At 66.1% G+C, this 18397-nt stretch carries 21 protein-coding genes; 13 read left to right on the top strand and 8 right to left on the bottom strand.

Annotation, left to right across the window (positions count from 1 at the left end):
* Nucleotides 1-2: 2 nt before the first annotated feature.
* From ACYVN4_RS36705 to ACYVN4_RS36690, 4 genes are all read right to left on the bottom strand, one after another.
* Entirely contained in the window at nucleotides 3-500 is a 498-nt protein-coding gene (locus tag ACYVN4_RS36705) for a MarR family winged helix-turn-helix transcriptional regulator (RefSeq protein WP_460727927.1), read from the bottom strand.
* A gap of 191 nt (nucleotides 501-691) precedes the next feature.
* Nucleotides 692-1288, bottom strand: coding sequence for a permease (locus ACYVN4_RS36700; RefSeq protein ID WP_460727357.1), 597 nt, complete (start codon nucleotides 1286-1288; stop codon nucleotides 692-694).
* A 99-nt stretch (nucleotides 1289-1387) separates the two neighbouring features.
* Nucleotides 1388-1846, bottom strand: coding sequence for a peroxiredoxin (locus ACYVN4_RS36695; RefSeq protein ID WP_460727355.1), 459 nt, complete (start codon nucleotides 1844-1846; stop codon nucleotides 1388-1390).
* 127 nt (nucleotides 1847-1973) lie between these two features.
* Entirely contained in the window at nucleotides 1974-2180 is a 207-nt protein-coding gene (locus ACYVN4_RS36690) for a hypothetical protein (protein WP_460727352.1), read from the bottom strand.
* Between the two features lie 298 nt (nucleotides 2181-2478).
* On the opposite strand from ACYVN4_RS36690, the gene ACYVN4_RS36685 reads away from it, so the two are divergent.
* The 12 genes from ACYVN4_RS36685 (at nucleotide 2479) to ACYVN4_RS36630 (ending at nucleotide 15165) form a co-directional block, all read left to right on the top strand.
* Nucleotides 2479-4044, top strand: a complete 1566-nt coding sequence (locus ACYVN4_RS36685; RefSeq protein ID WP_460727350.1) for an anthranilate synthase component I — start codon at nucleotides 2479-2481, stop codon at nucleotides 4042-4044.
* Nucleotides 4041-4865 carry a TIGR02234 family membrane protein gene (locus ACYVN4_RS36680; RefSeq protein ID WP_460727348.1) on the top strand — a complete coding sequence of 275 codons (825 nt, stop codon included), beginning with the start codon at nucleotides 4041-4043 and terminating at the stop codon, nucleotides 4863-4865. The genes ACYVN4_RS36685 and ACYVN4_RS36680 overlap by 4 nt, the downstream gene beginning before the upstream one ends.
* Before the next feature lie 149 nt (nucleotides 4866-5014).
* On the top strand, nucleotides 5015-5833 hold the full coding sequence (gene trpC, locus ACYVN4_RS36675; RefSeq protein ID WP_460727346.1) for an indole-3-glycerol phosphate synthase TrpC: 819 nt from the start codon (nucleotides 5015-5017) through the stop codon (nucleotides 5831-5833).
* A gap of 8 nt (nucleotides 5834-5841) precedes the next feature.
* Nucleotides 5842-7113, top strand: coding sequence for a tryptophan synthase subunit beta (gene trpB, locus ACYVN4_RS36670; RefSeq protein WP_460727344.1), 1272 nt, complete (start codon nucleotides 5842-5844; stop codon nucleotides 7111-7113).
* A complete protein-coding gene (gene trpA, locus ACYVN4_RS36665; protein WP_460727342.1) occupies nucleotides 7110-7910 on the top strand; it encodes a tryptophan synthase subunit alpha in 801 nt (266 codons plus the stop codon). The genes trpB and trpA overlap by 4 nt, the downstream gene beginning before the upstream one ends.
* A 127-nt stretch (nucleotides 7911-8037) precedes the next feature.
* On the top strand, nucleotides 8038-9402 hold the full coding sequence (gene glpT / locus ACYVN4_RS36660) for a glycerol-3-phosphate transporter (protein WP_460727340.1): 1365 nt from the start codon (nucleotides 8038-8040) through the stop codon (nucleotides 9400-9402).
* A gap of 70 nt (nucleotides 9403-9472) precedes the next feature.
* Nucleotides 9473-10609 (top strand): prolipoprotein diacylglyceryl transferase, encoded by a 1137-nt coding sequence (lgt, locus tag ACYVN4_RS36655; protein WP_460727338.1) that lies wholly within the window; start codon nucleotides 9473-9475, stop codon nucleotides 10607-10609.
* A gap of 24 nt (nucleotides 10610-10633) precedes the next feature.
* Complete coding sequence (locus ACYVN4_RS36650; RefSeq protein WP_460727336.1) at nucleotides 10634-11086, top strand: TM2 domain-containing protein; 453 nt, start codon at nucleotides 10634-10636, stop codon at nucleotides 11084-11086.
* 193 nt (nucleotides 11087-11279) lie between these two features.
* Entirely contained in the window at nucleotides 11280-12035 is a 756-nt protein-coding gene (locus ACYVN4_RS36645) for a transporter substrate-binding domain-containing protein (RefSeq protein ID WP_460727334.1), read from the top strand.
* Between the two features lie 21 nt (nucleotides 12036-12056).
* Nucleotides 12057-12725 carry an amino acid ABC transporter permease gene (locus ACYVN4_RS36640; protein ID WP_460727332.1) on the top strand — a complete coding sequence of 223 codons (669 nt, stop codon included), beginning with the start codon at nucleotides 12057-12059 and terminating at the stop codon, nucleotides 12723-12725.
* 90 nt (nucleotides 12726-12815) lie between these two features.
* Nucleotides 12816-14240, top strand: a complete 1425-nt coding sequence (gene pyk / locus ACYVN4_RS36635; RefSeq protein WP_379365794.1) for a pyruvate kinase — start codon at nucleotides 12816-12818, stop codon at nucleotides 14238-14240.
* Nucleotides 14241-14253: 13 nt separating this feature from the next.
* Nucleotides 14254-15165 (top strand): acyl-CoA thioesterase, encoded by a 912-nt coding sequence (locus tag ACYVN4_RS36630; protein ID WP_460727925.1) that lies wholly within the window; start codon nucleotides 14254-14256, stop codon nucleotides 15163-15165.
* 58 nt (nucleotides 15166-15223) lie between these two features.
* Here ACYVN4_RS36630 and ACYVN4_RS36625 read toward each other — a convergent pair whose 3' ends face one another.
* The 4 genes from ACYVN4_RS36625 to ACYVN4_RS36610 all read right to left on the bottom strand — a co-directional run bounded on the left by ACYVN4_RS36625 (nucleotide 15224) and on the right by ACYVN4_RS36610 (nucleotide 17890).
* Nucleotides 15224-15586 (bottom strand): hypothetical protein, encoded by a 363-nt coding sequence (locus ACYVN4_RS36625; RefSeq protein WP_460727330.1) that lies wholly within the window; start codon nucleotides 15584-15586, stop codon nucleotides 15224-15226.
* A gap of 197 nt (nucleotides 15587-15783) precedes the next feature.
* Nucleotides 15784-16512: an arsenate reductase/protein-tyrosine-phosphatase family protein gene (locus ACYVN4_RS36620; protein ID WP_460727328.1), complete on the bottom strand. Its 729-nt coding sequence runs from the start codon at nucleotides 16510-16512 to the stop codon at nucleotides 15784-15786.
* Between the two features lie 51 nt (nucleotides 16513-16563).
* Nucleotides 16564-17271 carry a monooxygenase family protein gene (locus ACYVN4_RS36615; protein ID WP_460727326.1) on the bottom strand — a complete coding sequence of 236 codons (708 nt, stop codon included), beginning with the start codon at nucleotides 17269-17271 and terminating at the stop codon, nucleotides 16564-16566.
* Between the two features lie 148 nt (nucleotides 17272-17419).
* Nucleotides 17420-17890 carry a hypothetical protein gene (locus tag ACYVN4_RS36610; protein WP_460727324.1) on the bottom strand — a complete coding sequence of 157 codons (471 nt, stop codon included), beginning with the start codon at nucleotides 17888-17890 and terminating at the stop codon, nucleotides 17420-17422.
* A 166-nt stretch (nucleotides 17891-18056) separates the two neighbouring features.
* Here ACYVN4_RS36610 and ACYVN4_RS36605 point away from each other — a divergent pair, with 166 nt between their 5' ends.
* Entirely contained in the window at nucleotides 18057-18326 is a 270-nt protein-coding gene (locus ACYVN4_RS36605) for a hypothetical protein (protein WP_460727322.1), read from the top strand.
* The last annotated feature ends 71 nt before the right edge of the window (nucleotides 18327-18397 follow it).

The raw sequence follows: 18397 nt of genomic DNA, 5'->3' as shown, positions 1-18397 counted from the left end.
ATCTAGCCCGTTTCCTGGGAATTCACGTCCAGATGCGAGATCGGCCGCCCCGAGCGGCCGAGCCCGCGGCCCATGCCCTTGTCCAGCTGCGCCACCAGCGTCTCGCCCAGCGCGAGCAGCTGCTCGGTCTGCTCGGCGTCCAGCCCGTCGAACACCAGGCCGCGTACGCACTCCAGATAGCCGGGCGCCGCCTCGGTCACCTTCCGGAACCCGGCATCGGTCAGCACCGCCTGCGCCCCGCGCCGACCGGTGATGCTGACGCGCTCGGCCCAGCCGAGACGTTCGAGTTTGGAGACCACGTGCGACAGCCGTGATAGCGATGCGTTTGCCTTTTGCGCAAGCTCGCTCAGTTGCAACCGGTGGCCCGGTTCTTCGGAGAGCAGAGTCATCACGAAGTATTCGAAATGGGTAATCCCGGACTCGCGTTGCAGCTGAGTATCCAGGGCCGCGGGAAGTCTGGTGGTCAGCGCGACAAGGGTACGCCAAGCTCGCTGTTCCATGGGATTCAACCACTTGGTCACCGTGCGCGCCCTCTCGTAGCAGCCAAGTTCCCCGTTGTGCCGGCCGATGGGAGAGTCTGCGATTCGGCATCTGACGAGTCACTCGCACGTCAAAGTTTGCCACGATTTCGCTCGTCAGTCACGGTGTTGCTGAATGACGTGACATCGATCACGCGTGTCGCGACGGTAAATCAGTTCGTGCCGACTTCTGGAGGATTAGCCGGAGTTTCCGGCGACACGCGCGGCTTTTCCGGTTGGTTGCGCTGGCGTTCGGCACGATGGCGGCGAAATCGCCTGCGCATCAAGAGAAATGCCACCGCCAGGAACAGCACCGCGGCCACGATCGCGCCCGCGAGTGCGGCGCCTCGGAATCCGGGACCGTCGACATCGAGAATGCGCTGACCGGCGTGTGCGGCATTGGAATCGCCGAGGACGATGGTGAGCGTCATCAAATTCGGGATGGCCACGATGAGTGCGAGAACCGCTGCGGCACCGGCGATAAACCTACCGCCCCGTTTCCGCCAGCTCAGGCCCGCCGCCAACAACAGAAAAAGTGGCACAGCCGTACATGCCGCGCCCATTATCAGGCCGTACCAGATCCCTTTTGCGAAACTCGAACCCACCATTTCCGCGAGCCGCTGCGCCCACCATCGCGGAATGAATGCCGCCAGAATCAAGTACGCAAGCCACAAGACCACCGCGGCGATGACACCGGCAATGATGCGATTGCGCCACGTGACGAAGGTTGAACGCTTACCCTCCGACTGCTCGGTGCTCGGCGTAGTCATGCGCCCAGCGTATGTCCGATTCGTCGGCACACGAAGCATCGACGCTCCGGCCGCGCCGACAAGCGGCACGACCGGGCCGAATGTGGACCGTGAAGTTCGTCAGGCGCGATTGCGCAGGAACTGCAGAGCCTCGTCCGCGTGCACATTCGCGCGCAGCTCACTGTTGATGACCTTGGCAACGGTCCGATCCGGATCGATCACGAACGTCGTCCGCTTCACCGGCACCAGTGCCCCCAACAGCCCCCGCTTCACCCCGAACTCGGCCGCCACCTTCGCGCCTGCGTCGGACAGCACCGGATACCCCAGCCCCTGCTTCTCCGCGAACCCCTGCTGCACATCCACCGAATCCGCGCTGATCCCCACGCAACTGGCCCCCGCGGCCTTGAACTCCGTTGCCAGATCCCGGAAGTGGCAAGCCTCCGCGGTGCACACCGGCGTATTCGCGGCCGGATAGAAGAACAACACCACCGGCCCCTCGGCCAGCAACGACTCGAGCGACCGCAAGGTCCCCGACTGATCCGGAAGCTCGAAATTAGGAGCGAGCTGACCTGCCTTCATACCCCGAACCCTACCCCAATTTCCATCGTGCACAACCTATCTGGACCTGGCTGTGAACCTGCTTTGCTTGGGGGTCCGGGGGTGAAACCCCCGGAGCCCCAACCACCCCCGACACGGGGTGTCGGAATCACACGCCGATGAGGGCGGCGACCTCCGGGTTCTTGATCTCCATGACATCGAGGATGCCGTGCGCGCGCAGGAACGGCTTCAGTTCCCTGATGCGGTCGGTGTGCTCGGCGTACTCGTCCGGGAAGCTCCGCGGGTCGAGGGCTTCCAGGGCCTTCACATACGTGACGAACGAGGCGATGGCGGAGTACTTTCCGCCCGGATTCATATTCATCATCCGCGGCGGCTGGCCGGGGTGGATACCCGGGGCGATCTGCGGAGCTGCGTGCCGTGGACCCTCCGGTGCTACCGGTTGCGAGGGGTACATCTGTGTTGAACTCCTCTCGAAAATGGGGATACCGCGTGCGACCTCTCCATCTTGCTGCCGGAGCAGTGACGATCTCCTGAGCATGGAGACCGGCGCGAGTGTAGTGATGACCGCTTCAGGTATTCGCCACAGGTGCCTCCTCGGCTGGGCCGGGGAGCGCGATTTCTGAACCGATCATCGGGCCTGGAATGATGGGTGAATGCACGGCGCGCAAGGTTTGCCTCGTAACGCGGCTACTGACTCGACCACCTCCCGGGAGCAGTTCCGGGCGCTCGCGGCCGATCACCGGGTGGTCCCGGTGGTCCGAAAGGTGTTGGCGGACTCCGAGACTCCCCTCTCGGCCTACCGCAAACTGGCCGCCGACCGGCCCGGCACCTTCCTGCTGGAATCGGCCGAAAACGGCCGCTCCTGGTCGCGATGGTCCTTCATCGGCGCGGGCAGCCCCAGCGCCCTGACCGTGGTCGACGGCCAGGCCGCCTGGCTCGGCCAGACCCCGGCCGACGCGCCGGTGGGCGGCGATCCGCTCATCGCCCTGCGCGAGTCCCTCGAAGTGCTGCGCACCGAACGCCTGCCCGGTTTGCCGCCGCTGACCGGCGGCTTGGTCGGCTACCTCGGCTACGACACCGTCCGCCGCCTCGAACGCCTGCCCGTCCTGGCCACCGACGACCTGCAGGTCCCCGAGATGGTCCTGATGCTGGCCACCGACCTGGCCGCCTTCGACCACCACGAGGGCGCGATCACCCTGATCGCCAACGCCGTCAACTGGAACGGCACCGACGAGCGCGTCGACGAGGCCTACGACGACGCCGTCGCCCGCCTGGACCGCATGACCGAAGCCCTCGCGGCCCCCGCCGACTCGACCGTCTCGGTCTTCGACCGCCCCGAACCGAACTACCGCCGCCAGCGCACCTCCGACGAATTCGGTGCGGGCGTGCGCCGACTGGTCAAGGAGATCGAGGCGGGCGAGGCCTTCCAGGTGGTGCTCTCGCAGCGCTTCGAGATGGAGTACAACGGAACTCCGCTGGATCTCTACCGCATGCTGCGCGCCTCCAACCCGAGCCCGTACATGTACCTCATGCACATCCCGGACGGCTCCGGCGGCACCGCGTTCTCCATCGTCGGTTCCAGCCCGGAATCGCTGGTGACGGTGAAGGACGGCGTGGCCACCACGCACCCGATCGCGGGCACCCGCTGGCGCGGCGTCACCGAGGAGGACGATCTCCTGCTCGAGAAGGGCCTGCTCGCCGACGAGAAGGAGAACGCCGAGCACCTCATGCTCGTCGATCTGGGCCGCAACGATCTGGGCCGCGTCTGCGAGCCCGGCACGGTGAAGGTCACCGAGTATCGCCACGTCGAGCGGTATTCGCATGTCATGCACCTGGTTTCGACGGTGTCGGGTCGCCTCAAGCCCGGCAAGGTCGCGCTCGACGCGGTGCAGGCATGCTTCCCGGCGGGCACCCTCTCCGGTGCGCCGAAGGTTCGCGCCATGGAGTTGATCGAGGAACTCGAGCCCACCCGACGCGGCGTCTACGCCGGTGTCGTCGGCTACCTCGACTTCGCCGGTGACGCCGACACCGCCATCGCCATCCGCACCGCCCTGCTCAAGGACGGCACCGCCTACGTCCAGGCCGGGGCCGGCATCGTCGCCGACTCCGACCCGGACTACGAGGACGTCGAATCCCGCAACAAGGCCATGGCCGTCCTCAAGGCCATCGCCGCCGCGGAAACCGTGCGCGCCTACCGCCCGACCGGCCAACCCGAATGAGTGATCCGCAACCCGGCGCGAATTCGGCGGACAGCGCTTTACCGGACAGCGAGGCCGCGAAAGCCGCTGCGCCCGAAGCCGACTCGGCAGCCGAATCCGAGGCCGCCGCGCCGCGCAAGCGTCAGCGGCCACTGGCGGCGGTGGCGCTGCTCGCCGTCGCGGCCGCCCTGCTGTGGGCGTCCTCGCGAATGAACTGGGCCAAGATCGAGATCACCAGCGACTACGGCCTACCCCGGCACAAGGACCTCAACGGCGGGGTCTGGTTCGGCGCGCTGACACCGCTGGCGCTGGTCTTCTTGGCCACCATCGCGGCCGTGTTCGCCACCCACGGTTGGTGGCGGCGCGGTGTCGGTGTCGTGGTCGCGGTGGTGGCCGCGATGTCGGCGGTCCCCGCGTACGCGCTGCTCACCCATCACGGCACCGAGGGTCGTGCGGAGCGGCTGGCCGAGCTGCACGGCGGCGATCACGCGGGCGCGGTGACCACCTCGGCGCTACCCGCCGTGGTGTCGCTGGCCGGTGCGGTGGCGGCCTTCGCGGCGGGTCTGCTGCTGGTGCGGCAGTCCTCCGAGTCGGCGCGCATGTCCGGAAAATACGACAATCCCGCCGCGCGGAAGCTCTCCGCGGCCGAGCAGGTTGCCGCACATCACGCCCGTGTCCGGGACCCGGGATCCGGGTCACCCGACGCCTCGACCGGGCAGTTGTCGGGCCGCGTGCTGTGGGACGCGCTCGACGAAGGTGTCGATCCGACCGACGACGAAACCAATCACCCTGCCCCGCACGATGATCCGGATGACAGCGGATCGCGAGACCAACGCCACTGAGCTGGGTGGGGGAGCGGCAGTGAAGCCGACTCCTGCCCCGCCGTCAAGCACGGGAACATAGCCATTTACTCTTTATCAGCATCGGTGAGACAGCGCCTGGGGGGATTCTCAGGCAGCAAGTCCGTCTCCCCAGAAAGGATTCGAGCCAGATGACGGTACTCGACTCGATTCTCGACGGGGTCCGCGCGGATGTGGCCGCTCGCGAAGCCGTTCTGGATTTCCAGGCAGTGAAGGCCGCCGCCGCGAAGGCCAAGTCCCCGCGTGACGCCAAGGCCGCCCTGCACGCGGACGGGATCGGCGTGATCGCCGAAGTGAAGCGCGCCAGCCCCTCCAAGGGTGCGATCGCGGATATCGCCAACCCCGCCGACCTGGCCCGGGCCTACGAGGACGGCGGCGCGCGCATCATCAGCGTGCTGACCGAGCAGCGTCGCTTCGGCGGTTCGCTCGCGGATCTCGACGCGGTCCGCCAGGCCGTGGACATCCCGATCCTGCGCAAGGACTTCATCGTCGGCCCGTATCAGATCCACGAGGCCCGTGCCCACGGCGCGGACGTGATCCTGCTGATCGTGGCCGCGCTGGAACAGGACGTGCTGGCCTCGCTGCTCGACCGCACCGAATCGCTCGGCATGACCGCGCTGGTCGAGGTGCACACCGAGGAGGAGGCCGACCGCGCGTTGCAGGCCGGCGCCTCCGTGATCGGCGTGAACGCCCGCAACCTCAAGACCCTCGAGGTGGACCGGGATGTGTTCGCGCGCATCGCCCCCGGCCTGCCGAGTGAGATCATCCGGGTCGCCGAATCCGGAATCCGCGGCACCGCAGACCTTTTGGCCTACGCCGGAGCGGGCGCGGACGCCGTGCTCGTCGGCGAGGGCCTGGTGACCAGCGGTGACCCGCGGGCCGCCGTGGCCGAGCTGGTGACCGCCGGAACCCATCCTTCCTGCCCGAAACCGGTTCGCCGGGGACGGTGAAAGAGCCGATGACACAGACTGAGAAGGCTCCCGGCCTCCCGCAGGCCAGCGCCGGCGTCACCAACAAGAGCCACGAGCCCGACCTGGGCGGCCACTTCGGCGTCTACGGCGGCCGCCACGTGCCCGAGGCGTTGATGGCCGTGATCGAAGAGGTCACCGCCGAATACGACAAGTGTCGGGTGGACCCGAACTTCCTCGACGAGCTCGACCGGTTGCAGCGCGACTACACCGGCCGTCCCTCGCCGGTGTTCGAGTGCAAGAACCTGGCCCAGCACGCCGGTGGCGCGCGCATCTTCCTCAAGCGGGAAGACCTGAACCACACCGGTTCTCACAAAATCAACAATGTGCTCGGCCAGGTGCTGCTGGCCAAGCGGATGAACAAGACCCGTGTCATCGCCGAGACCGGCGCGGGCCAGCACGGCGTCGCCACCGCCACCGCGTGCGCGCTGCTGGGCATCGAATGCGTCATCTACATGGGCGCGGTCGACACCGTGCGCCAGCAGTTGAACGTGGCCCGCATGCGCCTGCTCGGCGCCGAAGTCATCAGCGTGACAACGGGTTCGCAGACGCTCAAGGACGCCATCAACGAGGCGCTGCGCGACTGGGTCACCAATGCCGACCGCACCTACTACTGCTTCGGCACCGCCGCGGGCCCGCACCCGTTCCCGCTCATGGTGCGCGACTTCCAGCGCATCATCGGCCTGGAGGCGCGTCAGCAGATCCAGGCGCACACCGGTCGGCTGCCGGATGCGGTAACCGCCTGTGTCGGTGGTGGTTCCAACGCCATCGGCATCTTCCACGCCTTCATCGACGATCCGGGCGTGCGCCTGATCGGCTACGAGGCCGCCGGCGACGGCGTCGAAACCGGCCGTCACGCCGCCACTTTCACCGGTGGCACCCCGGGCGCCTTCCAGGGCGCGTACTCGTACCTGCTGCAGGACGAGGACGGGCAGACCATCGAATCGCATTCCATCTCCGCGGGTCTGGACTACCCGGGCGTCGGCCCGGAGCACGCCTACCTCAAGGACACCGGCCGGGCGCAGTACTACCCGATCACCGACACCGAGGCGATGGACGCGCTGCTGCTGCTCAGCCGCGCCGAGGGCATCATCCCGGCCGTCGAGTCGGCGCACGCGGTCGCGGGCGCGCTGAAGCTCGGTCAGGAACTCGGCCCCGGCAAGATCATCGTGGTGAACCTGTCCGGTCGCGGTGACAAGGACATGGATACGGCCGCCCAATGGTTCGGGCTGTTCGACGAGCCCGAGGGGGAAGCCCAGTGAGCCAGCAGTCCCGTCTCGCCAACACCTTCGCGGCCTGCCGCGAGGAGAACCGCGCGGCCCTGATCGGCTACCTGCCCGCCGGGTACCCGGATGTGCAGGGCTCCATCGACGTCTGCCGCGCCATGGTCGAATCCGGTTGCGACATCATCGAAGTGGGCGTCGCCTACTCCGATCCGGTGATGGACGGCCCGACCATCCAGCGGGCCGCCGAGCAGGCGCTCGCCGGTGGCGTCCGGGTGCGCGACGTGTTCAAGGTCGTGGAGGCCATCTCCCAGGCGGGCGGCAAGGCCGTCGTCATGACCTACTGGAACCCGGTGCTGCAGTACGGCGTCGACACCTTCTCCCGCGATCTGGCGGCGGCGGGCGGGCTCGGCCTGATCACACCGAACCTGATCCCGGAGGAGGCCGACGACTGGTTCGTGGCGTCCTCCACCCACAACCTGGATCGCATCTTCCTGGTCGCCCCCTCCTCCACCGAGGAGCGACTGGTCAAGACCCTGGAGTCGTCCAAGGGTTTCGTGTACGCGGCCTCGACCATGGGTGTCACCGGCGCTCGTGACGCGGTCTCGGACATGGCCCCGGCGCTGTGTGCCCGCGTGCGCGCACATTCCGATATCCCGATCGGTGTCGGCCTGGGTGTGCGCAATGGCGCGCAGGCGGCCGAAATCGCCTCCTACGCGGATGGCGTCATTGTGGGTTCGGCCCTGGTATCGGCGGCCGCGGAGGGTTTGGACGCGGTTCGCACGCTGACCGCGGAATTGGCGCAGGGCGTACGTTCGGCCTCGGTTTCCTCGTAACAAAACACACTTGGAAAGGGCGCGTACCGAAATCGGTATGCGCCCTTTCTTTTTATTGAAAACACGTTTGCAAAACTCGTTTGGAAGGATTTGAAAATACAGATAATTCTCAGTTAATGTCCGGGGCATGCTGAGTATCCTCGCGCCCGCGCCCCACAAGGAGCGGTTACCCGAGAAGGACATCGATCCGCTCTACAAGCGACTGCGGTGGCAGATTTTCATCGGCATCTTCTTCGGATATGCCGCGTACTACTTGGTGCGCAAGAACTTCGCGCTCGCCATCCCTTATCTGACCGACGGGGAACACGGCGATTACACCAAAGGTCAGATGGGCCTGGTGCTCTCGGCCATCTCGCTGTCCTACGGCGTCTCCAAGTTCGTCATGGGCCTGATCTCCGACCGCTCGAACCCGCGCATCTTTCTTCCGCTGGGCCTGATCCTGTCCGCCGCGGTGATGCTGTTCATGGGCTTCGTGGACTGGTCCACCTCGAGCGTGCTGATCATGTTCGTGCTGCTGTTCGTGTGCGGCTGGTTCCAGGGCATGGGCTGGCCGCCCTCGGGACGGACCATGGTGCACTGGTGGTCGCAGTCGGAGCGCGGGCGGATCGTGTCGGTGTGGAACACCGCGCACAATGTCGGCGGTGGCCTGCCGCCGCTGCTGTTCCTGCTCGGCATGGCGTGGTTCCACGACTGGCGTTCGGCGTTCTACATGCCCGCGTTCATGGCCATCGTCGTGGCGGTCATCGCCTACTTCCTGATGCGCGACACCCCGCAGTCGGTGGGGCTGCCGCCGATCGAGGAGTACAAGAACGACTATCCGGCCGACTATTCGGCGCAGGACGAGCGGGAGCTCTCCGCCAAGGAGATCTTCAACCGCTACATCCTGCCGAACAAGCTGTTGTGGTACATCGCCTTCGCCAACGTCTTCGTATATCTGTTGCGTTACGGGATTCTCGACTGGTCGCCGACCTACCTCAAGGAGGTGAAGCACTTCACGCTGGACAAGTCCTCGTGGGCGTACTTCCTCTACGAGTATGCGGGCATTCCGGGCACCCTGCTCGCCGGATGGATGTCGGACAAGGTGTTTCGCGGCAACCGCGGCGCCACCGGTGTCCTCTTCATGGGCCTGGTGACCGTCGCGACCGTCATCTTCTGGCTGGCCCCCGCCGACAGCCCGGCCGTCAGCATGGGTTGCATGATCGTCATCGGCTTCCTCATCTACGGACCCGTCATGCTGATCGGCCTGCACGCACTGGAATTGGTGTCCAAGAAGGCAGCGGGCTCGGCGGCGGGCTTCACCGGCCTGTTCGGCTACCTCGGCGGCTCGGTCGCGGCCAGTGCCGTAATCGGTTTCGTGGTCGATCATTTCGGCTGGAACGGCGGCTTCACCATCCTCATCGGCGGCGGCATCGGCGCGGTTCTGCTGTTGATCCTCACCATGTTCAGCGAGAAGCAGCACAAGGAAAAGCTGGAACTCGTCGACGCCCAGTAGCACCGGAGGGTTCCGGCGCGTCCGCCCTGGGTCGGCGCGCCGGAACCCATTTCGGCTACGGTGGGGACTCGTGACCTTACGAGCCCTTGCCGAGAGCACCGGCGCTGATGTCCTGGCGTATATCCCCAGCCCGCCGCGTGGCGTGTGGGACATCGGGCCGTTCCCGCTGCGGGCCTACGCGATCTGCATCATCATCGGCATCGTCGCGGCCATCTGGCTGGGGGAGAAGCGCTGGATCGCGCGCGGCGGACAGTCCGGGCAGGTGCTCGACGTCGCCATGTTCGCGGTGCCCTTCGGTCTGATCGGCGGTCGGCTCTACCACGTGGCCACCGACTGGCAGAAGTACTTCGGCCACGACGGTCACCCTATGAACGCTTTCAAGATCTGGGAGGGCGGCCTCGGCATCTGGGGTGCGGTGCTGCTCGGCGGCATCGGCGCCTGGATCGGCTGCCGCGTGTATCGGATTCCGCTGCCCGCCTTCGGCGATGCCATTGCGCCGGGAATCCTGCTGGCGCAGGCCATCGGCCGGTTGGGCAACTACTTCAACCAGGAGCTCTACGGCCGCCAGACCACCGTGCCGTGGGGTCTCGAGATCTACCAGCGCTTCGATCACAGTGGCGGACTGGACATGATGAACGGCACCGCCGCGGGCGCGCCGATTCGGATCGTGCAGCCGACCTTCCTCTACGAGTTGATCTGGAATCTGCTCGGCGTCGGCGTCCTGCTCTACCTGGATCGCAAGTTCCGCATCGGCCACGGCCGCCTGTTCGCGCTTTACGTCGCGGTCTACTGCTTCGGCCGGTTCTTCGTCGAGTTGCTGCGCGACGACGAGGCCACCCACATCCTGGGTCTGCGCGTGAACACCTTCACCTCGGCGATCGTATTCCTTTGCGCCGTGGCCTATTTCCTGTTCGCGACCAAGGGCCGCGAGTCGGCCGAGCAACTGCGCCCCGGGATCGAGCGTCCGTGGCCGTGGCAGTTCGGCGCGCTGCGGGCCTTCGGTGCGACAGCGGTGGTGGCCGAAACCGCCACGGAATCGGACGATTCCGACGCATCGGAGAAGAAGTCGGAGTCCGAATCCGCCACGCCCGGCAACGAATCGGAGACGGAGCGCGATAACTCCTCCGAATCCGGTGGTTCCGAGCCGGAGGCCGAGGAGTCCGTCGACCAGGCGAAAACTGTCGAGTCCGGCAAGAATGGCTCCTGAAATCCGCACATCAGGAGGACTCGCGTGACCGACCCCTTCAACCAACAGCCGCCGCAGGACGGGCCCCAGTACGGCGCGCCCGGCACCGGGCCGCAGTACGGGCAGCAGCCCTTCCCGGGCCAGCAGCCCTACGGCCAGCCCGCCCAGCCTTACGGTCAGCCGGCGCAGCCCTACGGCCAGCAGCCCGCGCCGTACGGGGCCCCCGGTCCTGCGGGCCCCTACGGCGGCGACCCTGAAGCCCCCTACGGTCGTGATCCGTTCGGAGTTCCGTTGTCGGACAAGAGCAAGCTGACCGCGGGTCTGCTGCAGCTGCTCGTCGGCGGTCTCGGTCTCGGTCGCTTCTACATGGGCTACACCACCATCGGCGTGCTGCAGCTGGTCACCTGTGGTGGCTGCGGCATCTGGGCGCTGATCGACGGCATCCTCATCCTCACCGGCAAGGTCCCGGACCCGCAGGGGCGTCCGCTGCGGGATTGACCGCGACACTCCAGCCTCCGACGGCCGTCACCCTCCGGGGTGGCGGCCGTTTTGCGCAATATCATCGGAACGGGATTCGGAACAAGGTTTTCGCGCACCATGATGGTTGCCGTGCCAACCCGTCGGTTCGCGGCGTACCCTTTGTCGGTTGTTCTGTCGCGTGGACCCCCACGCCCGAGGAGAGGTCCCACTCGTGCGCCGTAAGCTCGCCGCCGTTCTGATCGCCGTCGTCGCCGCCGCGGGATTGGTCGCATGCAGCTCCAGCAAGGACGACGCCAACGTGCTGAAGGTCGGCACCGAGGGCACCTATTCGCCGTTCAGCTACCAGGACAACGGCAACCTCACCGGCTACGACGTCGACGTGATCAAGGCTGTCGGCGACAAGATCGGCAAGAAGGTGGAGTTCACCCAGGCGCCGTGGGACTCGCTGTTCGCCTCGCTGGAATCCAAGCGCGTGGACCTCATCGCCAACCAGGTCACCGTGAACGACACACGGCAGCAGAAGTATTCGCTCTCCCAGCCCTACACCGTGTCCGAGGGCGTCATCGTCACCAAGACCGGTAATGACGGCATCCACACCCTCGCCGACCTGAACGGCAAGACCTGCGCCCAGTCCGAAACCAGCAACTGGGCCCAGGTCGCCAAGACCGCGGGGTGCAAGGTCGAGGCCATCCCCGGCTTCGTCGAGGCCACCCAGCTGCTCAAGACCGGCCGCGCCGACGCCACCGTCAACGACACCCTCGCCGTGAACGCCTTCACCAAGGCGCAGGGCACCGGCACCATCCAGATCGTCGGCAAGACCGGTGAGACCTCCAAGCAGGCGTTCGCCGCCCGCAAGGACTCGCAGGCCCTGACCGATCAGATCAACAAGGCGCTCGACGACCTGCGCACCGACGGCACGCTGGCCAAGATCTCCGAGAAGTACTTCGGCACCGACGTCAGCAAGTAAGCGACACAGGGCGATTCGACCATGGACGACGCCACCTGGTCCCTGATCCAACACAACCTGGTGCCGATGTTGAAGGCGACCGTCACCTCGACGCTGCCGCTCACGGGTGTCAGCTTCGTGCTGGGTCTGGCCATCGCGCTGTTCGTCGCGCTGGCCCGGATGTCGAGCAACCGGGCGCTTTCGGCCCTCGCGCGCTTCTACATCTCGATCATTCGCGGCACGCCGCTGCTGGTGCAGCTGTTCATCATCTTCTACGGCCTGCCCAACTTCCACATCGTGATCGACCCGTTCCCGGCGGCGGTCATCGCGTTCAGCCTGAACGTGGGTGGGTACGCCGCGGAGATCATCCGGGCCTCGATCCTGTCGGTCGCGCAGGGGCAATGGGAGGCGTCGTACGCGGTCGGCATGAACTATCCGCAGGCGTTGCGGCTGATCATCCTGCCGCAGGCTTCGCGCATCGCGGTGCCGCCGTTGTCCAACACGCTCATCTCCTTGGTGAAGGACACTTCGCTCGCCTCGACCATCCTCGTGACGGAGTTGCTGCGCACCGCGCAAATAGCCGCGGCACCGACCTTCGACTTCTTCGCGCTGTATGGCGTGGCGGCACTTTACTACTGGGTAATATGCCTGATCCTGGGCTTCGGCCAATCCCGCTTGGAGACCGTGCTGGCTAGGCATGTTGCGCGTTGACCAGGCATTAGCTGAACGGCTGCTTACGAGAACCGTATATGTGTGTGCCGGGCTCGGCATGAGGGTTGTCACAGGTCTAGGGTTTAAGTCGTGATGCGACGAACGAAGATTGTGTGCACCCTCGGACCTGCTGTGTCATCCGAGGACCGGATTCGTGAGCTCGTCGAAAGTGGCATGGATGTTGCTCGCCTGAACTTCAGCCACGGCGAGCATTCGGACCATGCCGAAAACTATAAAAAGGTGCGCGCCGCCAGCGATGCCGCTGGCCGCGCCGTCGGTATCCTCGCCGACCTGCAGGGCCCGAAGATCCGCCTGGGGCGGTTCGAGGGTGACGGCAAGACCGTCTGGAACACCGGTGAGGAAGTCCGAATCACCGTCGACGACATTGTGGGAACTCACGACCGGGTTTCGACCACCTACAAACACCTCGCCAAGGACGCCAAGCCCGGCGACCGGCTGCTCGTGGACGACGGCAAGGTCGGGCTGACCGTGCTGCGCGTCGAAGACAACGACGTCATCTGCCGAGTCACCGAGGGCGGGCCCGTCTCCAACAACAAGGGCGTCTCGCTGCCCGGCATGGACGTCTCCGTGCCGGCCCTGTCCGAAAAGGACATCGACGACCTGGAATTCGCCCTCGCCCTGGGCGTGGACTTCATCGCGCTGTCCTTCGTGCGCTCGCCCTCCGATGTGGAGCTGGTGCACGACATCATGGATCGCGTGGGCCGCCGGGTGCCGGTCATCGGCAAGCTCGAAAAGCCCGAAGCCATCGACAATTTGGAAGCCATCGTGCTGGCCTTCGACGCCGTCATGGTCGCCCGTGGCGACCTCGGCGTGGAGCTGCCGCTCGAGCAGGTGCCGCTGGTGCAGAAGCGTGCCGTGCAGATGGCGCGCGAGAACGCCAAGCCGGTCATCGTGGCCACCCAGATGCTGGAATCCATGATCACCAACTCGCGCCCGACCCGCGCCGAGGCCTCGGATGTGGCCAACGCGGTGCTCGACGGTGCGGACGCGGTCATGCTCTCCGGCGAGACCTCGGTCGGCGACTACCCGATCGAGGCCGTGCGCACCATGGCCCGCATCGTGCACGCCGTGGAATCCGAGTCCTCCACTCGTGTTCCGCCGCTGACCCACGTGCCGCGGACCAAGCGCGGTGTCATCTCCTACGCCGCCCGCGACATCGGCGAGCGGCTCAATGCCAAAGCGCTGGTTGCCTTCACGCAGTCCGGTGACACGGTGCGCCGCCTGGCCCGCCTGCACACCCCGCTGCCGCTGCTGGCCTTCACGCCGCAGGCGTCGATTCGCAGTCAGCTCGCCTTGACGTGGGGCGTGGAAACGTTCATCGTTCCTCCGGTGGGCACGACCGACGAGATGATCCACCAGGTGGATAACGCGTTGCTCTCGATCGGGCGATACAAGAAGGGTGACCTGGTGGTCATCGTGGCCGGTTCGCCCCCGGGTACTGTCGGGTCCACCAACCTGATCCACGTGCATCGCATCGGCGAGGAGGACCACTAGTTTGAGTGCGTCGCTGGACGAGACGTCTACGGACGTCGTCGCGGACCCCGAGGGGACCGATCGAGCCGAGGACCTGCGGGAGCTGTTGCGCCTGCTCGACCTCGAGGAGAACGGACCCGACATCTTCATCGGTCAACATCCGGAGAAGGTATGGAGCCGCACGTTCGGCGGCCAGCTGGTGGCCCAGGCGATCATCGCCGCGGGCCGCACGGTGGGCCCGGAGCGTCCGATCCACGCGATCAACGCGCACTTCGTGCGCGGCGGAGATCCCAAGGCGCCGATCGAATATCACGTCGATCGGCACCGGGACGGACGCTCCATCGCCAACCGCACGGTGACGGCGTACCAGGACGGGCAGGAACTGTTCGTCATGCTCGCCGCCTTCCAGGACTGGGGCAAGGGGCTCGAGCACGGCGCGCCCCTGCCCGACGTCCCCGGCCCGGAAGACCTTCCCCGCGTGGAAGAGTCGTTCGTGGGCATGGAGGACAAGCTCCAGATGTTCATCAACGCACCGCATCCCATCGAGATGCGCTACACCAACGACCCGGCCTGGATCCTCAAGGGCAAGGGTGAGAGTCTCGAATACAACCGGGTCTGGATGCGCACCGACGGCGCGCTACCCGACGATCCACTGATTCACGTTGCGGCGCTGGCGTATTCGTCCGACACCACGGTGCTGGACTCGATCGTCACCACGCACGGCCTGTCCTGGGGCTGGGACCGCATCATCGCGGCCACCGTGAACCACTCCATCTGGTTCCACCGCCCGTTCCGCTTCGACGACTGGGCGCTGTACGCGACCGAGTCGCCGGTGGCGGCGGGTTCCCGCGGCCTGGCCCGCGGCCACTTCTACGCCCGCACCGGCGAGCTGCTCGCGACCACGGTGCAGGAGGGCGTGATTCGCCACTTCCCGGCGCGGCGCTGACGTAGACGCACTATCGGGCCGTACCCCTTCGGGTACGGCCCGCTTCGCGTTTCGGCCCCTAGATCAGCTCGCGGTTTTCCTCGAGTTCGAAGTTCTCCCGCTGCAGGGCGTGCACGAGGTAGGGGACCGGCTCGTCGGCGGACAGCTCCAGCACCAAGCGCTGCTCGAGTTTGGCGATGCCCGCCTTGGTTAGTTGACGGGCCTCGCCCACCAGGCTGAGCGCGATCTCGTAGGTGCGGCGTTCGCCCGGTTCGGCGTCGGGATGATCCAGCCGCCACTGGGTTTCGAGCACGGTGTGGGTGGGTTCGTCGCACTCCACCGGGAGGGTGAAGCGCCACGCGAAGATATCTCGATCGGCGACGTATTCATCGACCACGCGGCACACGGTTTCGGTGACGCGGTTCAAGGTCTGAGCTGTCACGTAAACATGGAGCGAAACATCCGAAATTCGCTTCGGCATGTCCTTGGTCCTGTTCTTGTGTCGAACCACCGGCAGTGGCGTTCGGCGGAACTGGTAAATGTTCCGCGCGCGAGTGTAATCCCTTACCGGACCAACCTCGCAGCAAGGTGTATTGACACGCGGGGATTCCGACCGGCCGGGACCGCCGGGATCGCCTGCTATCCGGCCGATTCCGCCGCATGCCGGGTCGCCTGACCGGCCTGCCGTGCGTAATCGGCTGCCGGCTGCCGTGAGTAATCGCCTGTCTGCTGCGAAGATTCGACCGACTTGGGGCGTTCGGCGCGTCTGCCCGATTCGCCCCGTCCGCCGTCTATCACCAGCAGCCCCGGCTGGCCGTCGCCACCGCCCCGCGGGTGCGCGGCGGCCTGCTGATGCGCGTGCAGCGCCAGCAGCAGCGGCACCAGCGCCTCGGCGATGCGGTCGCCGACATCGCAATACTGTTGCGGCGACAGGCCCACCGGATCGGAGATGTTCTCCCGGCCGACATAGGCGAGATCGTCGCGCGCGGCATGCAATCCGACCACGCTGCGCGCCCCGCTGACCTTCGCGATGCGGTACGCCTCGAGCAGGGTGAAGGTGCGCGGCAGCGCCTCGGGGACGAGATCGCGCACCTGGTCGCGGATCTTCTCGGTCATGGTGAGCACCAGGTCCGCGCGGTGCACGAATTCGGCCTTCAGGCGGCGGGCCTTGAAGTTGCCCGCATCCCCGCCGAGGCCGACGATCGTTTGTGCGGCAAGGGGTTCCACCGGGAATCCGACGAGCGCGCGGACACCGGCACTCTCGGCGGATAGCTCCTGTAGTCCGTGTTCAGCGGCCACCGCCAGGGTGAGGCGTTCGGCAATGACGGATCGGCAAACATTTCCGCTGCACACGAACAGCACATGCATGCCGATAACCTATGCCGGGCGTTGTCATTTCGAAACAGTTCCGTGACCGGATCACAGGTTTGATCCGTGATGTTCATCGCGCGGCTGAATGTCGCTCACCTGATGTTGGTTCCCGTTCACCGGAATGTCGGATCGGTGCCGGGTCAATGCCCCTGGCAACAAAGTATGCCCAGCCCCTGGCAAAGAAGCATGCCCGGAGGTATGCGGTAAATCAATAGCCGAGCAGGTATTCGCCCCGTCCGAATCATAAAGCGTGGATTCCATTACGACAGGCGCGATTTCGGGTACTCGCTCGGTCTCCGCGCCGGTGCTGCGCACCCGCCCCCGGGTCGAGAACAACCGCCCCCGAGCTGGGACGGTGCTGGCGAACCGGGCCAGCCCGGTGGGCGCGGCCATATCGTCGTACACGGAATCGATTCCGCCCCTTGCGAAATAGGCTTCATGCCAGAATCCGGTCCCGCCGGAGTCCTTCAGGAACTCCTGCCACCAGATTCGGTGCGGCTCCGAGCGCGTCCACCGCTCCAGGCTCTCCAAATCCCGCCAATACTGTCGCGCACCCCAATGCGGCGGCCACAACGACCACACCACATCCTCGTGCGACAAAAGCCCGTCGGGTCGATCCCGATGCGACCGGTACAGCTTCGGACCCACCCCCAGCAGCCGCAGAATTCCCCGTGGACTACGTACCCGCATCCCAAGCAGAATCACGACCAGATCCGGATATTCCGTCAGGTCCGCAGTAACTCTCTGCACCCGCATCCGTGTGACCTCCGCACGTCGAACCGCCCTGTGCAGACCTACGTCCGACCCGATCGTCCGGTTCGAAGCCCACACCTCGGCCCCTGCCCGCAGTGTAGGCCCGTTTCGGACGCCCGTCCGGCTCGTGGGTCCGCCAATGACGACGCGACTACGTGCTCAACCGCAATACGGCCGAGCTGCCCTGCACCGCAACCACCTTGATGGTCAGCCCATTGAGAAACATGGTCCCGCCCGAGGGCGCCGTGCTGGACGCCGGAAACCCGAACACCGAGGCCGCGGCGGTCACCGCCATGCTCGAGATCTGCTGAATCTGCACCTTCCCCCCGATCAGCGGCATCCCCGGCACCGGAATCGTGGTCGGCCCATCCACCTGCACCTCGCAGTTGCCGTTGGCGCAAGCCTCGAAATTGCTCCCGTCGGCCGCATTCGGCAGCCCCGACTTGGCCTTCGGCGCACTGGCCGCGGCTGTCGTAGTCCCCGGAACCGTCATCGTCGTCTGTCCTGGTGTCGTCGCCGGTGCCGCCGTCCCGCCCGTCTGCGACGCGCACCCCCCACACGCCGCCACGATCACCACCCCGGCCGTCACTGCCTTCGCCAACGAGGTCATCGTGATTCGCATGCGGCCTCCACGGTGCTGTTCGGAACTACGGCACCCGATGATGCGCGACGAGGCCGGTCACCGCAGCAGAATGTGAAACTTCGATAAGCCAAATTTCACCGACGAGGTGACACCCGCATGGACCGAATCAGGCATCTGAAGTGAATATGTTTCATATACTGCCGCGATGAAACGATTCGTTCTGCTGAGTGTGGCCGCTTGCGCTTTGTTCGCCGTCAACGCCGGAACCGCTGCGGCGGAAGGGATTCCGCTCACCGCATCCGACGTGGACACCCCCTCCTCGGGGTCCGCGGAGAGCCTCGGCAACGCCCTGGGCGTCGGAACCGTCTACGGCGCAGGCGCGGGCGCACTACTCGGAAGCGCGGCCGCGGGCCTCGGAGCCCAATTCGCCGGCGGCTACCTCAACGGCGTCCTCAGCACCCTCTCCGCACACTGACGAGGTCGCGTCGGGTCCGCACACGATCTCCACATCGTGTCCCCCTGATCCACGCATCGCTTTCCTAGAGT

It is taken from the genome of Nocardia heshunensis (genome assembly GCF_054782115.1).
The sequence above is the reverse complement of the archived record's forward strand: the minus strand, read 5'-3'. Positions and strand labels throughout refer to the sequence as shown.

What these genes read in the sequence shown, in the direction of transcription:
- ACYVN4_RS36705 (WP_460727927.1), bottom strand. Translation starts at nt 500, where the DNA reads ATGGAACAGCGAGCTTGGCGTACCCTTGTCGCGCTGACCACCAGACTT.
- ACYVN4_RS36700 (WP_460727357.1), bottom strand. Translation starts at nt 1,288, where the DNA reads ATGACTACGCCGAGCACCGAGCAGTCGGAGGGTAAGCGTTCAACCTTC.
- ACYVN4_RS36695 (WP_460727355.1), bottom strand. Translation starts at nt 1,846, where the DNA reads ATGAAGGCAGGTCAGCTCGCTCCTAATTTCGAGCTTCCGGATCAGTCG.
- ACYVN4_RS36690 (WP_460727352.1), bottom strand. Translation starts at nt 2,180, where the DNA reads ATGAATCCGGGCGGAAAGTACTCCGCCATCGCCTCGTTCGTCACGTAT.
- ACYVN4_RS36685 (WP_460727350.1), top strand. Translation starts at nt 2,479, where the DNA reads ATGCACGGCGCGCAAGGTTTGCCTCGTAACGCGGCTACTGACTCGACC.
- ACYVN4_RS36680 (WP_460727348.1), top strand. Translation starts at nt 4,041, where the DNA reads ATGAGTGATCCGCAACCCGGCGCGAATTCGGCGGACAGCGCTTTACCG.
- trpC (WP_460727346.1), top strand. Translation starts at nt 5,015, where the DNA reads ATGACGGTACTCGACTCGATTCTCGACGGGGTCCGCGCGGATGTGGCC.
- trpB (WP_460727344.1), top strand. Translation starts at nt 5,842, where the DNA reads ATGACACAGACTGAGAAGGCTCCCGGCCTCCCGCAGGCCAGCGCCGGC.
- glpT (WP_460727340.1), top strand. Translation starts at nt 8,038, where the DNA reads ATGCTGAGTATCCTCGCGCCCGCGCCCCACAAGGAGCGGTTACCCGAG.
- ACYVN4_RS36640 (WP_460727332.1), top strand. Translation starts at nt 12,057, where the DNA reads ATGGACGACGCCACCTGGTCCCTGATCCAACACAACCTGGTGCCGATG.
- ACYVN4_RS36620 (WP_460727328.1), bottom strand. Translation starts at nt 16,512, where the DNA reads ATGCATGTGCTGTTCGTGTGCAGCGGAAATGTTTGCCGATCCGTCATT.
- ACYVN4_RS36615 (WP_460727326.1), bottom strand. Translation starts at nt 17,271, where the DNA reads ATGCGGGTGCAGAGAGTTACTGCGGACCTGACGGAATATCCGGATCTG.
- ACYVN4_RS36610 (WP_460727324.1), bottom strand. Translation starts at nt 17,890, where the DNA reads ATGCGAATCACGATGACCTCGTTGGCGAAGGCAGTGACGGCCGGGGTG.
- ACYVN4_RS36605 (WP_460727322.1), top strand. Translation starts at nt 18,057, where the DNA reads ATGAAACGATTCGTTCTGCTGAGTGTGGCCGCTTGCGCTTTGTTCGCC.